This window comes from Streptococcus mitis, assembly GCF_023109235.1.
In the GTDB taxonomy this organism is placed as follows: Bacteria; Bacillota; Bacilli; order Lactobacillales; family Streptococcaceae; genus Streptococcus; species Streptococcus mitis_DA.
This window is the reverse complement of the sequence record NZ_JALDUC010000007.1, coordinates 75,650-89,811: the sequence shown is the minus strand read 5'-3', so window position 1 is coordinate 89,811 and position 14,162 is coordinate 75,650. Positions and strand designations below refer to the sequence as shown.

General features: G+C 42.1%; 17 protein-coding genes. All 17 read left to right on the top strand.

What is annotated here, in order from left to right; all coding sequences use genetic code 11:
• Positions 1-63: 63 nt before the first annotated feature.
• The 17 genes from M1F55_RS05765 to yidD all read left to right on the top strand — a co-directional run bounded on the left by M1F55_RS05765 (position 64) and on the right by yidD (position 14,142).
• On the top strand, positions 64-1,560 hold the full coding sequence (locus tag M1F55_RS05765; RefSeq protein WP_000759914.1) for an ABC transporter permease: 1,497 nt from the start codon (positions 64-66) through the stop codon (positions 1,558-1,560).
• Positions 1,560-2,486: an oligopeptide ABC transporter permease OppC gene (gene oppC, locus M1F55_RS05760; protein WP_004255894.1), complete on the top strand. Its 927-nt coding sequence runs from the start codon at positions 1,560-1,562 to the stop codon at positions 2,484-2,486. Before M1F55_RS05765 ends, oppC begins: the two co-directional genes overlap by 1 nt.
• A gap of 8 nt (positions 2,487-2,494) precedes the next feature.
• Positions 2,495-3,562 carry an ABC transporter ATP-binding protein gene (locus tag M1F55_RS05755; RefSeq protein WP_000159550.1) on the top strand — a complete coding sequence of 356 codons (1,068 nt, stop codon included), beginning with the start codon at positions 2,495-2,497 and terminating at the stop codon, positions 3,560-3,562.
• 10 nt (positions 3,563-3,572) lie between these two features.
• Positions 3,573-4,499, top strand: a complete 927-nt coding sequence (locus M1F55_RS05750; protein WP_001291284.1) for an ATP-binding cassette domain-containing protein — start codon at positions 3,573-3,575, stop codon at positions 4,497-4,499.
• Between the two features lie 454 nt (positions 4,500-4,953).
• Entirely contained in the window at positions 4,954-5,931 is a 978-nt protein-coding gene (locus tag M1F55_RS05745) for an ABC transporter substrate-binding protein (RefSeq protein ID WP_024057377.1), read from the top strand.
• 11 nt (positions 5,932-5,942) lie between these two features.
• Entirely contained in the window at positions 5,943-6,836 is an 894-nt protein-coding gene (locus M1F55_RS05740; protein WP_247947464.1) for an ABC transporter permease, read from the top strand.
• 12 nt (positions 6,837-6,848) lie between these two features.
• Positions 6,849-7,652: an ABC transporter ATP-binding protein gene (locus M1F55_RS05735; protein ID WP_024057379.1), complete on the top strand. Its 804-nt coding sequence runs from the start codon at positions 6,849-6,851 to the stop codon at positions 7,650-7,652.
• A 325-nt stretch (positions 7,653-7,977) separates the two neighbouring features.
• Positions 7,978-8,226: a YneF family protein gene (locus M1F55_RS05730; RefSeq protein WP_000364990.1), complete on the top strand. Its 249-nt coding sequence runs from the start codon at positions 7,978-7,980 to the stop codon at positions 8,224-8,226.
• A 200-nt stretch (positions 8,227-8,426) separates the two neighbouring features.
• Positions 8,427-9,221 carry a glutamate racemase gene (gene racE / locus M1F55_RS05725; RefSeq protein ID WP_033684754.1) on the top strand — a complete coding sequence of 265 codons (795 nt, stop codon included), beginning with the start codon at positions 8,427-8,429 and terminating at the stop codon, positions 9,219-9,221.
• Entirely contained in the window at positions 9,218-10,189 is a 972-nt protein-coding gene (locus M1F55_RS05720; protein WP_000182403.1) for a nucleoside-triphosphate diphosphatase, read from the top strand. The genes racE and M1F55_RS05720 overlap by 4 nt, the downstream gene beginning before the upstream one ends.
• The gene (locus tag M1F55_RS05715; RefSeq protein ID WP_001118952.1) at positions 10,165-10,686 is read left to right on the top strand and encodes a metallophosphoesterase; all 522 of its coding nucleotides are present in this window, start codon (positions 10,165-10,167) and stop codon (positions 10,684-10,686) included. Before M1F55_RS05720 ends, M1F55_RS05715 begins: the two co-directional genes overlap by 25 nt.
• Positions 10,683-11,144 (top strand): cyclic-di-AMP-binding protein CbpB, encoded by a 462-nt coding sequence (gene cbpB, locus M1F55_RS05710; RefSeq protein WP_000560720.1) that lies wholly within the window; start codon positions 10,683-10,685, stop codon positions 11,142-11,144. Before M1F55_RS05715 ends, cbpB begins: the two co-directional genes overlap by 4 nt.
• A complete protein-coding gene (gene xerD, locus M1F55_RS05705) occupies positions 11,141-11,875 on the top strand; it encodes a site-specific tyrosine recombinase XerD (protein ID WP_282184717.1) in 735 nt (244 codons plus the stop codon). Before cbpB ends, xerD begins: the two co-directional genes overlap by 4 nt.
• Positions 11,875-12,603, top strand: coding sequence for a segregation/condensation protein A (locus M1F55_RS05700; protein ID WP_049515987.1), 729 nt, complete (start codon positions 11,875-11,877; stop codon positions 12,601-12,603). Before xerD ends, M1F55_RS05700 begins: the two co-directional genes overlap by 1 nt.
• Positions 12,604-12,621: 18 nt before the next feature.
• Complete coding sequence (gene scpB / locus M1F55_RS05695; protein ID WP_049515986.1) at positions 12,622-13,191, top strand: SMC-Scp complex subunit ScpB; 570 nt, start codon at positions 12,622-12,624, stop codon at positions 13,189-13,191.
• On the top strand, positions 13,178-13,900 hold the full coding sequence (locus M1F55_RS05690) for a pseudouridine synthase (protein WP_001222228.1): 723 nt from the start codon (positions 13,178-13,180) through the stop codon (positions 13,898-13,900). The genes scpB and M1F55_RS05690 overlap by 14 nt, the downstream gene beginning before the upstream one ends.
• Positions 13,900-14,142, top strand: a complete 243-nt coding sequence (gene yidD / locus M1F55_RS05685) for a membrane protein insertion efficiency factor YidD (protein ID WP_000821624.1) — start codon at positions 13,900-13,902, stop codon at positions 14,140-14,142. The genes M1F55_RS05690 and yidD overlap by 1 nt, the downstream gene beginning before the upstream one ends.
• The last annotated feature ends 20 nt before the right edge of the window (positions 14,143-14,162 follow it).

Here is a 14,162-nt window from a genome sequence, read left to right as displayed (position 1 = left end):
ATTTTCAATAGAACTTTCTCTCCATGAGGAGAAGGTTCTTTTGGGATTTTTAAAGGAAATGATATGAAAAAATATATTTTTATGCGTGTTTTGCGGTCATTGGTTTCTATCTTCTTAGTAACAACCTTGACTTACACGATTATCTATACAATGGTTCCTCGAAAATTGATTTTCAAACAGGATACCAACTATAACAAGATTGCTACAACTGCTGATAAACGTGATAACTATGAGAATACCGTTTATGAGCGTATGGGCTATATCGAGTACTACGATACCAAAGAGTTGCAAGAAAAAGCTAGCCAGATGGATGCTTCTGTAACAGTTGAAGCCAATGATACCAACAAGGCTATCTATGAAAAATACATCAAACAAATCGGTCATGGTTGGACCCTGGGAGAATTTACTGAAAGTGGCCAATTCTACGCTACGCGTGAAATCCCGATTTTTGAACGTGTTTTTCACTTCTATGCTAACTTGATTGACATTGATCATACAAATAAAATTCAAGACCCTGAAAATCCAGACTTGAAACGTTACCTTCGTTTTGAAAACGATCCAGCGATCGGATGGTCCTTGGTCGGTTCAGGAACAAAACACAAATATCTCTTGTACTTCAATAGTCAGTTCCCATTTGTGCATCAAAACTTTGTGAACATTAATTTGGGTGATTCATATCCAACCTATGCTAATAGTCCTGTTTTACAGGTTATTACTCAAGGACAAGGGCAAACAAAAACATCTCAAGTTCAGTTCCCAACAGGTAAGAAAACTTCTTCTGTAAATATTTACTCAAGAACCTACAAATCACCTAGTCAGGCTGATTCTCGTGAAGTAGCCAACTACGGGAAAGATGATCCTTATACAGCCACTGAAAGTAACTACCAATATCCTTCTATGATTGCCAGCTCTGCTGTCGTTGGATTGATCGGTTTGGTAATTTCTTATGCGATTGCCGTGCCGCTTGGTTCAGCTATGGCTCGCTTCAAGAACACTTGGATTGATAGTTTTTCAACAGGGGCTTTGACCTTCTTGATGGCTCTTCCAACAATTGCCTTGGTTTATATCGTTCGTTTGGCTGGTTCTTCAATCGGCTTGCCAGATTCATTCCCTATCTTGGGTGCTGGAGATTGGCGTTCATATGTTTTACCAGCAGTTATTCTTGGTTTATTGGGTGCTCCTGGTACAGCTATTTGGATTCGTCGTTACATGATTGACTTGCAATCACAGGACTTTGTTCGTTTTGCTCGTGCAAAAGGTTTGTCTGAAAAAGAAATTTCAAACAAACACATCTTTAAAAATGCCATGGTTCCGCTGGTTTCAGGAATTCCTGGTGCTGTTATCGGGGTTATCGGTGGTGCAACCCTTACTGAAACAGTCTTCGCTTTCCCAGGTATGGGTAAAATGTTGATTGACTCTGTAAAAGCATCTAATAACTCTATGGTCGTAGGTCTTGTCTTCATCTTTACATGTATTTCTATCTTCTCACTTCTTTTGGGAGATATTTGGATGACTATTATTGACCCACGTATTAAATTGACTGAGAAAGGAGGCAAATAATGTCTACAATCGATAAAGAAAAATTTCAGTTCGTAAAACGTGACGATTTTGCCTCTGAAGCCATTGATGCGCCAGCCTATTCATACTGGGGCTCAGTGTTTAGACAATTTATGAAGAAGAAATCAACTGTAGTCATGTTGGGAATCTTGGTAGCTATCATTTTGATGAGTTTCATCTACCCAATGTTTTCTAAGTTTGATTTCAATGATGTCAGCAAAGTGAACGATTTTAGTGCTCGTTATATTAAGCCAAATGCTGAGCATTGGTTCGGTACTGACAGTAACGGTAAATCGCTCTTTGACGGTGTTTGGTTCGGAGCTCGTAACTCTATCCTCATTTCTGTGATTGCGACAGTGATTAACTTGGTTATCGGTGTTTTTGTCGGTGGTATTTGGGGAATTTCAAAATCAGTTGACCGTGTGATGATGGAAGTTTATAATGTCATCTCAAACATCCCATCTCTTTTGATTGTCATTGTCTTGACTTACTCAATCGGAGCTGGATTCTGGAATCTGATTTTTGCTATGAGTGTGACTACTTGGATTGGTATTGCTTACTCAATTCGTATTCAGATCATGCGTTATCGTGACTTGGAGTATAACCTTGCTTCACGTACACTTGGAACACCAACCTTTAAGATTGTTGTAAAAAACATTATGCCACAATTGGTATCTGTTATCGTTACGACGACATCTCAAATGCTTCCAGCCTTTATCTCATACGAAGCTTTCCTTTCATTCTTTGGACTTGGATTGCCGATTACAGTTCCAAGTTTAGGTCGTTTGATTTCAGATTACTCTCAGAACGTAACGACAAATGCATACCTCTTCTGGATTCCATTGACAACTCTTGTCTTGGTATCCTTATCCCTTTTCGTAGTTGGTCAAAACTTAGCGGATGCTAGTGATCCACGTACACATAGATAGGAGTAGAAATGACAAAAGAAAAAAATGTAATTTTGACTGCTCGCGATATTGTCGTGGAATTTGACGTTCGTGACAAAGTATTGACAGCCATTCGCGGCGTTTCCCTTGAACTAGTTGAAGGAGAAGTATTAGCCTTGGTAGGTGAGTCAGGATCAGGGAAATCTGTTTTGACAAAGACATTCACAGGTATGCTTGAAGAAAACGGTCGCATTGCCCAAGGTAGTATTGACTACCGTGGTCAAGATTTGACAGCTTTATCTTCTCACAAGGATTGGGAACAAATTCGTGGCGCTAAGATTGCGACTATCTTCCAAGATCCAATGACTAGTTTGGACCCAATTAAAACAATTGGTAGTCAGATTACAGAAGTTATTGTAAAACACCAAGGAAAAACAGCTAAAGAAGCGAAAGAATTGGCCATTGACTACATGAATAAGGTTGGGATTCCAGACGCAGATAGACGTTTTGATGAATACCCATTCCAATATTCTGGAGGAATGCGTCAACGTATCGTTATTGCGATTGCCCTTGCCTGCCGACCTGATGTCTTGATCTGTGATGAGCCAACGACTGCCTTGGATGTGACTATCCAAGCACAGATTATTGATTTGCTAAAATCTTTACAAAACGAGTACCATTTCACAACAATCTTTATCACCCACGACCTTGGTGTGGTAGCAAGTATTGCGGATAAGGTAGCGGTTATGTATGCAGGAGAAATCGTTGAGTATGGAACTGTTGAGGAAGTCTTCTATGACCCTCGCCATCCATATACATGGAGTCTCTTGTCTAGCTTGCCTCAGCTTGCTGATGATAAAGGGGATCTTTACTCAATCCCAGGAACACCTCCGTCACTTTATACTGACCTGAAAGGGGATGCCTTTGCCTTGCGTTCTGACTATGCAATGCAGATTGACTTTGAACAAAAAGCTCCTCAATTCTCAGTATCAGAGACACATTGGGCTAAAACTTGGCTACTTCATGAGGATGCTCCAAAAGTAGAAAAACCAGCTGTGATTGCAAATCTCCATGATAAGATCCGTGAAAAAATGGGATTTGCCCATCTGGCTGACTAGGAGGAAGGAAATGTCTGAAAAATTAGTAGAAATCAAAGATTTAGAAATTTCCTTCGGTGAAGGAAGTAAGAAGTTTGTCGCGGTTAAAAATGCTAACTTCTTTATCAACAAGGGAGAAACTTTCTCGCTTGTAGGTGAGTCAGGTAGTGGGAAAACAACTATTGGTCGTGCCATCATTGGTCTAAATGATACAAGTAATGGTGATATCATTTTTGATGGTCAAAAGATTAATGGTAAGAAATCGCGTGAACAAGCTGCAGAATTGATTCGTCGTATCCAGATGATTTTTCAAGATCCTGCCGCAAGTTTGAATGAACGTGCGACTGTTGATTATATTATTTCTGAAGGTCTTTACAATCATCATCTGTTCAAGGATGAAGAAGAACGTAAAGAGAAAGTTAAAAATATTATCCGTGAAGTGGGGCTTCTTGCTGAGCACTTGACTCGTTACCCTCATGAATTCTCAGGTGGTCAACGTCAACGTATCGGTATTGCCCGTGCCTTGGTCATGCAACCAGACTTTGTTATTGCGGATGAGCCCATTTCAGCCTTGGACGTTTCTGTGCGTGCTCAAGTCTTGAACTTGCTCAAAAAATTCCAAAAAGAACTTGGTTTGACCTATCTCTTCATCGCCCATGACTTGTCTGTCGTTCGCTTTATTTCAGATCGTATCGCAGTTATTTACAAGGGTGTTATTGTAGAGGTTGCAGAAACAGAAGAATTGTTTAACAATCCAATTCATCCATATACTCAAGCCTTGCTTTCAGCGGTACCAATCCCAGATCCAATCTTGGAACGTAAGAAGGTCTTGAAGGTTTACGACCCAAGTCAACACGACTATGAGACTGATAAGCCATCTATGGTAGAAATCCGTCCAGGTCACTATGTTTGGGCTAACCAAGCCGAATTAGCGCGTTACCAACAAGGGTTAAACTAATAATGGTTTTATAATTTCCATATCAATTTTTATGGGAATTATAAACCTTTTTTTGTTGGACTGATTTGAAAAAATCTTTGAAAGTATCCTGAAAGAATTTTCGAAAAATTTTAAAAAATTCTGAAATATTCTTGACAGCTGATGAAAAAGGTGGTAAGATAGGAAACATCAAAAAAGAAAGCAGAAAAAGAAATGAATAAGAGACAAGCTGTAACGATGAATCAAAACTTTTACTTTAGCTACTTTAGATAGTGTTTGTAGACATGTCACCATGGATGCAAACAGTTCAAGCAATTTGTTTGTATCTATGTGGCTAAGATTTTTGATTGTGGTCCATATAGATGAATATCTAAATGGACTAGCTAAGTTGTAACTTGTTAGCTTATTTCAAGCATCCGTTTAGATATTATCTAGGCGGTTTTTTGTTTTATCTTTTCTGAGAAGGAGTTTCATTATGAAAGTTGTTCGAAAATTACTAGCCCCTCTCTTGGTAGTGGGGATTCTCTTGACCTCTCTGATTAGTTTGCATCAGTTGAAGGCAGATAAGAAAAAAGATGTGTTTCGTATCGGTATTTCGCAATTTATTACCCACCAGTCCTTAGACGCTACTAGAGAAGGGTTTGTGGATGAGCTTGCCAAGCAAGGCTATGCTGAAGGGAAAAATATCGAGATTGATTTGCAAAATGCACAGGGAGAACAACGAAACCTAAAAACGATTTCCCAGCAACTAGCAGAATCTAGTGATGTCGTTCTAGCTATCGCAACGCCTTCTGCTCAGAGCTTGGCTAATACAACACAAACGACACCGGTTATCTTTTCAGCTGTAACAGACCCTGTCAGTGCCAAGTTGGTAGAGTCAAGAGAGCATCCTGGGGGCAATGTAACTGGAACAAGTGATCAGTCATCAGATGCTATCTCAACCCAAATCAATTTGATAAAGAAAGTGTTGCCAAAAGCTAAAACAATTGGAATCCTCTATACTCAGAGCGAGCCAAACTCAGTTGTCCAAAAGGATGAAGCTAAGCGACTTCTGGAAGAAAAAGGCTTTACCGTTGTTGAAAAAACAATCTTGGACAGTAACAATGTCAAAGCGGCAGCAGAGAGTTTGATGGCAGAAGTGGATATGGTTTTTGTACCAACGGACAATATCATTTCGTCAACCATGGAAACAGTTAAGCAGGTTTCTATTAAACACAAGGTTCCAGTATTCGGTGGCTCAACGGAAATGATTGCGGTTGGTGGTTTGTATAACTACGGTACCAATTATGAAGAATTGGGACGGCAGACAGCCCGCATGTTGATTCGTGTCTTAAAAGGTGAGAAACCAGAAAATATAGCAGTTGAGTTGCCTGAAAAACTGGAATTGCATACCAATCAAGAAATGGCAGATGCACTAGGAATTGATATTAGTAAGTTGGAAAGCAAGGAATAGGGAGGTTTAAGATGAGTTTTGTATTATCTAGTTTATCAGAAGGTTTGTTGTGGTCGATTATGGCCATTGGAGTTTACTTGACTTTCCGTATTTTGGATATTGCGGATATGACTGCTGAAGGAGCCTTTCCTTTGGGGGCAGCTGTCGTTGTATCGCAGATACAGGCAGGGACAAATCCTTGGATTGCGACCTTACTTGCTTTGCTGGCAGGTATGGTAGCTGGTCTTGTATCAGGAATGCTCCACACCAAGATGAAAATCCCAGCTCTCTTGACAGGGATTGTGACCTTGACAGGGCTTTATTCAATCAATATTAAAATCATGGGAAGTGTGCCTAATCTTTCCTTGGGAGATTCTTCAACTGTCTTTAAACAATTAGCGAGCTTGGGGATGACAACTGAAGAAGCTGTTTTCACGCTCAGCTTGGTTTGTCTCTTACTTGTTTGTTTGGTCTTGACTCTTTTGATGAAAACGGAGATTGGCTTGGTTTTGCGTTCGACTGGGGACAATATTCCTATGAGTGAGGCTAATGGGGTCAATGTAGACACCATGAAGATTGTTGCTTACATGATTTCAAATGGTTTGATTGCCCTGTGTGGTTCCTTGTTCGCTCAAAATGATGGATTTTCAGATGTGACTTCTGGGACAGGAACCATCGTTGTTGGCTTGAGTGCAGTCATTATTGCAGAAGTATTGATACACGACTTGACCATTGGAGGTCGCTTGTTATCCATCGGAATCGGTGCTATTGTTTACCGTTTGATTATTTTAAATATCTATGAAATTCCAAATCTAGATCAAAATTTGGTTCGTCTCTTTAATGCAATCTTGTTAGCCTTGGTTCTATTTGCACCAGAACTGCAAAAGAGATTAAAGATTCGTGGTTTGAAACTGAGAAATGAATAGGAGGAGAAAGTTATGGCAAGTTTGTTAACACTTGAAAATATTCACAAAACCTTTGAAGCAGGGACGGTCAATGAGAACCATGTCCTCAAAGGATTAGACTTAGAGGTTGAAGAGGGAGATTTTATCTCTGTGATTGGTGGAAATGGAGCAGGGAAATCCACTTTGATGAATATCTTGGCTGGCAATCTATCGGTGGATGAAGGGGACCTTTTATTGGCAGGCAAATCCATTAAAAATCTTAGTGTAAGAAAGAGAGCCAAGGATATTGCCCGTGTTTTTCAAGATCCTAAGATGGGAACAGCTTCTCGTTTGACGATTGAGGAGAATATGGCTATTGCCTTGAGACGTGGGCAGAAGAGAGGGCTTGGTTGGGGCGTGAAGGAGAAGGAGAGAATCCAGTTCCAAGAGGCCTTGAAAGAGTTGAATATTGGCCTTGAAAATCGCTTGAAAGTGGATACCCAATACCTTTCAGGAGGACAAAGACAGGCCTTGACCCTAGTCATGGCAGCTCTGGTGAAACCTAAACTTTTGCTTTTGGATGAACACACTGCGGCGCTTGATCCGAAAACGAGTCAAATGGTGATGGACTTGACGCAAAAGATTGTGGAACACCATCAGTTGACGACTTTGATGATTACCCACGATATGAACCATGCGATTGAGTACGGCAATCGTATCATTATGCTCTATCAGGGTAAGATAGTGGTGGATGTCAAGGGAGAGGAGAAAAAGCATCTGACGGTTGAAAATCTCATGCATCTCTTCCAGAAAAATAGTGGTCAAAGTCTGGTCAGTGATGAATTGGTTTTGGGATAAAGAAAAAGGCTGAGATCTGGTGTCTCAGTCTTTTATTAGTATAAATGGATAGGCAGAAATATGAAATTAATACTCTTCGAAAATCTCTTCAAACCGTGTCAGCTCTATCTGCAACCTCAAAACAGTGTTTTGAGCAACCTGCGGCTAGCGTCCTAGTTTACTCTTTGATTTTCATTGAGTATAAACTCAGTAAGGAGCCCTCTTTTGCAGAAAAGCAGGGTTCTTTTTGCTATTTATTCCATCCCTGAAAGCGTAAAACAAACTAGTCAGGGTGGCTAGTTTGTGGTATAATGAAAGAGACTCAAAAAGAAACAGGAGAAAAATGATGGATTTACTTTTAGCAATTGTATTGATTGTGCTAGCTTTTCTAGGAGGAGCTCTTGGAGGAATGTACTTGGTTCGTAAGCAAATTGAAAAAGAATTCGCTGACAACCCACGTTTGAATGCTGAAGCAGTTCGTACTCTTTTGAGTGCAAATGGTCAAAAACCAAGCGAAGCTAAGGTACAACAAGTTTACCACCAAATCATCCGCCAACAAAAGGCAGCCCTTGCTAACAATAAAAAGAAAAAATAAATAAGGAAAAGTCTGGGATGAAAGTTCCAGACTTCTCACTATGTTGGCTATGGTTTTAGGGATGAGACTTTTTCCTTGCATTCTATTGATATTTGATTATGATTAAGAGAGATAGTTGTTGATGAAGTTGTTCTTCAGTTCATAAAGACAAGTAATCATAATGAACTATCAATCAGAAAAAAGACTAGAAAGAAGACTGTATGGATAATCGACCAATTGGTTTTTTGGATTCGGGTGTCGGGGGCTTGACCGTTGTGCGCGAGCTCATGCGCCAACTTCCCCATGAAGAAATCGTCTATATTGGAGATTCGGCACGCGCGCCTTACGGGCCCCGTCCTGCTGAGCAAATTCGTGAATATACTTGGCAGTTGGTCAACTTTCTTTTGACCAAGGATGTCAAAATGATTGTCATTGCTTGTAATACAGCGACTGCGGTCGTCTGGGAAGAAATCAAGGCTCAACTAGATATTCCTGTCCTAGGTGTAATTTTGCCAGGAGCTTCGGCAGCCATCAAGTCCAGCCAAGGTGGGAAAATCGGAGTCATTGGAACGCCTATGACGGTACAATCTGACATCTACCGACAGAAAATCAATGATCTGGATCCGGACTTACAGGTGGAGAGTTTGGCCTGTCCCAAGTTTGCTCCCTTGGTGGAGTCTGGGGCTCTGTCAACCAGTGTCACTAAGAAAGTAGTTTATGAAACCCTACGTCCCTTGGTTGGAAAGGTGGATAGCCTGATTTTGGGTTGTACCCATTATCCACTCCTCAGACCCATTATTCAAAATGTCATGGGACCCAAGGTTCAGCTCATCGATAGTGGGGCAGAGTGCGTACGGGATATCTCAGTCTTACTTAATTATTTTGAAATCAATCGTGGTCGCGATGCCGGACCACTCCATCACCGTTTTTACACAACAGCCAGCAGCCAAAGTTTTGCACAAATTGGTGAAGAATGGCTTGAAAAAGAGATTCATGTGGAGCATGTAGAATTATGACAAATAAAATTTATGAATACAAGGATGACCAGGACTGGTATGTCGGGTCCTATGCTATTTTTGGTGGCGTCCGGACGTTGACTGATGAAGACTTGGATTTCCCTCTGGTTGGATTGGCCAAAATCTTTCGAGACGAGGAACGAGGTTTCCCGATTTCAGTTGCTGTTTTACGCTATGGTTCTCGCTACCGTTTATTGTCTTTTGTGGTAGATATCCTCAACCAAGAAATGGGACGTAACTTGGAAGTCATTCAACGTCAAGGGGCCCTGCTCTTGGTTGAAAATGGGCAACTCTTGTATGTGGAATTGCCTAAAGAAGGGGTCAATGTTCACGACTTCTTTGAGACAAACAAGGTTAGAGAAACCTTGTTGATTGCGACTCGTAACGAGGGCAAGACCAAGGAATTTCGAGCTATCTTTGACAAGTTAGGATACGATGTGGAAAATCTTAATGACTATCCTGACTTACCTGAAGTAGCAGAAACAGGCATGACCTTCGAAGAAAACGCCCGCCTCAAGGCAGAAACTATTTCTCAATTAACGGGCAAGATGGTTTTGGCAGATGACTCAGGTCTCAAAGTCGATGTCCTTGGTGGCTTGCCAGGTGTCTGGTCAGCTCGTTTCGCAGGTGTGGGAGCTACTGACCGTGAAAACAATGCCAAACTCTTGCACGAATTGGCCATGGTCTTTGAACTCAAGGACCGCTCGGCTCAATTCCATACAACCCTAGTCGTGGCCAGTCCAAACAAGGAAAGCTTGGTTGTTGAAGCAGACTGGCCAGGCTACATTAACTTTGAACCTAAGGGTGAAAATGGATTTGGTTACGATCCTCTCTTCCTGGTAGGAGAGACAGGCAAGTCCTCAGCTGAATTAACCCTTGAAGAAAAAAATAGTCAATCTCACCGTGCCTTAGCCGTTAAGAAACTTTTGGAGGTATTTCCATCATGGCAAAGCAAACCATCATTGTAATGAGCGATTCTCATGGCGATAGCTTGATTGTGGAAGAAATCCGTGATCGCTATGTAGGCAAAGTTGATGCCGTTTTTCATAACGGCGATTCTGAACTGCGTCCTGATTCTCCCCTTTGGGAAGGCATCCGTGTTGTTAAAGGGAATATGGACTTCTATGCAGGTTACCCAGAACGTTTGGTGACTGAGCTTGGTTCGACCAAGATTATCCAAACACATGGTCACTTGTTTGACATTAATTTCAATTTTCAAAAGTTGGACTACTGGGCTCAGGAGGAAGAGGCCGATATCTGCCTCTATGGTCACTTGCATGTGCCAAGTGCTTGGATGGAAGGCAAGACTCTTTTTCTAAATCCAGGTTCCATCAGTCAACCACGTGGGACCATCAGAGAATGTCTCTATGCTCGTGTGGAGATTGATGACAGTTATTTCAAAGTGGACTTTTTGACACGAGACCATGAGGTGTATCCGGGCTTGTCCAAGGAGTTTAGCCGATGATTGCCAAGGAGTTTGAGACTTTCTTGTTGGGGCAAGAAGAAACTTTTTTGACTCCTGCTAAAAATCTAGCTGTGTTGATTGATACTCACAATGCGGATCATGCGACACTCTTGCTTAGTCAGATGACCTATACCCGTGTTCCTGTTGTGACAGATGAAAAACACTTTGTTGGAACTATTGGGCTCAGAGATATTATGGCTTATCAGATGGAGCATGATTTGAGTCAAGAAATCATGGCAGATACGGATATCGTTCATATGACGAGAACGGACGTAGCGGTCGTCTCGCCTGATTTTACCATTACGGAGGTCTTGCACAAGCTGGTAGATGAGTCCTTCTTGCCGGTTGTGGATGCGTCTGGTATTTTCCAAGGAATTATCACGCGCAAGTCCATCCTAAAGGCAGTCAATGCCCTCTTGCATGACTTTAGTAAGGAATATGAGATTCGATGCAAATGAGAGATAGGATTTCAGCCTTTTTAGAAGAAAAGCAAGGCTTGTCTGTCAATTCCAAGCAGTCCTATAAGTATGATTTAGAACAGTTTTTAGATTTGGTAGGCGAGCGGATTTCTGAGACCAGTCTCAAGATTTACCAAGCCCAGCTAACCAATCTAAAGATCAGCGCCCAGAAGCGAAAGATTTCGGCCTGTAACCAATTTCTCTACTTTCTCTATCAAAAAGGAGAAGTGGATAGCTTTTACCGCTTGGAATTAGCTAAACAAGCTGAAAAGAAGACCGAAAAGCCAGAATTGTTAGACCTAGACTCTTTTTGGCAGGAAAGCGACTATCCAGAGGGTCGCTTGCTAGCGCTCTTAATCCTAGAAATGGGCCTCTTGCCGAGTGAGATTTTAGCTCTCAAGGTTGCGGATATCAATCTGGACTTTCAGGTGTTGCGAATCAAGAAGGCTTCCCAACAGAGGATTGTCACCATTCCCACGACCTTGCTTTCAGAATTGGAACCCTTGATGGGGCAGACCTATCTCTTTGAAAGGGGAGGGAAAGCTTATTCCCGTCAGTGGGCCTTTCGTCAGTTAGAAGCTTTTGTCAAGGAGAAAGGTTTTCCAGCCTTATCAGCCCAAGCATTGCGGGAACAGTTCATTCTACGACAAATTGAAAACAAGGTCGATTTGTACGAAATTGCAAAAAAATTAGGATTAAAAACAGTCCTGACCTTAGAAAAATATAGATAATGGATATTAAATTAAAAGATTTTGAAGGGCCCCTGGACTTGCTCTTGCACCTTGTTTCTAAGTACCAGATGGATATCTACGATGTGCCCATTACGGAAGTCATCGAACAATATCTAGCCTATGTCTCAACCCTGCAGGCCATGCGTCTGGAAGTGACGGGAGAGTATATGGTCATGGCCAGTCAGCTCATGTTGATCAAGAGTCGCAAGCTCTTGCCAAAGATAGCAGAAGTGACCGACTTGGAGGACGATCTAGAGCAGGACCTTCTCTCCCAAATCGAAGAATACCGCAAATTCAAGCTCTTGGGTGAACACTTGGAAGCCAAGCACCAAGAACGGGCCCAGCACTATTCCAAAGCGCCGACAGAATTGATTTACGAAGATGCGGAGCTTGTGCATGACAAGACGACCATTGACCTCTTTTTGGCTTTTTCAAATATCCTAGCCAAGAAAAAAGAGGAGTTTGCACAGAATCACACGACTATCTTGCGGGATGAGTATAAGATTGAGGACATGATGGTCATCGTAAAAGAGTCCTTGACTGGACGAGATCAATTGCGCTTGCAGGATTTGTTTAAGGAAGCCCAGAATCTCCAAGAGGTCATTACCCTCTTTTTGGCAACCCTAGAGTTAATCAAAATCCAGGAGCTGATTCTCATGCAAGAGGAGAGTTTCGGAGATATCTATCTCATGGAAAAGAAGGAAGAAAGTCAAGTGGCCCAAAGCTAGACTTGATAGAGAGGAAAGATGAGTACTTTAGCAAAAATAGAAGCGCTCTTGTTTGTAGCGGGTGAAGATGGGATTAGAGTCCGCCAGTTAGCTGAACTCCTCTCTCTGCCACCGACAGGCCTCCAACAGAGTTTAGAAAAATTAGCCCAGAAGTATGAAAAGGACCCAGATTCCAGCTTGGCTCTGATTGAGACAGGTGGTGCTTATAGATTGGTGACCAAGCCTCAGTTTTCAGAGATTTTGAAGGAATATTCCAAGGCACCTATCAACCAGAGTTTATCTCGGGCTGCCCTTGAGACCTTGTCCATCATTGCCTACAAACAGCCCATCACACGGATAGAGATTGATGCCATTCGTGGGGTCAACTCGAGTGGGGCCTTGGCAAAGTTGCAGGCCTTTGACTTGATACGAGAAGACGGGAAAAAAGAAGTGTTGGGTCGCCCCAACCTCTATGTGACTACAGATTATTTCCTAGATTACATGGGGATAAATCATTTGGAAGAATTACCAGTGATTGATGAGCTTGAGATTCAAGCCCAAGAAAGCCAATTATTTGGTGAAAGGATAGAAGAAGATGAGAATCAATAAGTATATTGCCCACGCAGGTGTGGCCAGTAGGAGAAAAGCAGAAGAGCTGATCAAGCAAGGTTTGGTGACGGTTAACGGCCAAGTGGTACGTGAACTAGCAACGACCATCAAGTCCGGCGACAAGGTCGAAGTTGAAGGTCAACCTATTTACAATGAAGAAAAGGTCTATTATCTGCTTAACAAACCACGCGGTGTGATTTCCAGTGTGACAGATGACAAGGGCCGCAAGACGGTTGTTGACCTCTTGCCCAACGTGAAGGAGCGTATCTACCCTGTAGGTCGTTTGGACTGGGACACATCAGGTGTCTTGATTTTGACCAATGACGGGGATTTTACAGACGAGATGATTCACCCACGTAATGAGATTGACAAGGTTTATGTCGCGCGTGTTAAAGGTGTGGCCAATAAGGATAATCTCCGCCCCTTGACCCGTGGACTTGAGATTGATGGTAAGAAAACCAAGCCGGCTGTCTATGAGATTCTCAAAGTGGATCCAGTCAAAAACCGCTCTGTGGTGCAGTTGACTATCCATGAAGGGCGTAACCACCAGGTTAAAAAGATGTTTGAAGCTGTCGGTCTCCAAGTAGATAAGTTATCACGGACTCGTTTCGGACATCTAGACTTGACAGGTCTCCGTCCGGGAGAATCTCGTCGCCTTAATAAAAAAGAAATCAGCCAACTACATACCATGGCTGTAACCAAGAAATAATGAAACGAATCTTAATAGCGCCTGTGCGCTTTTACCAACGGTTTATCTCGCCAGCCTTTCCCCCCTCTTGTCGTTTTGAGCCTACCTGCTCAAACTATATGATTCAGGCTATTGAAAAACATGGCTTCAAGGGTGTTTTGATGGGCTTGGCTCGGATTTTACGTTGCCATCCCTGGTCGAAAACAGGTAAGGACCCCGTCCCAGACCACTTTTCACTCAAACGGAATCAAGAAGAAAAATGAGGCTGGGCAAAAATATTTTA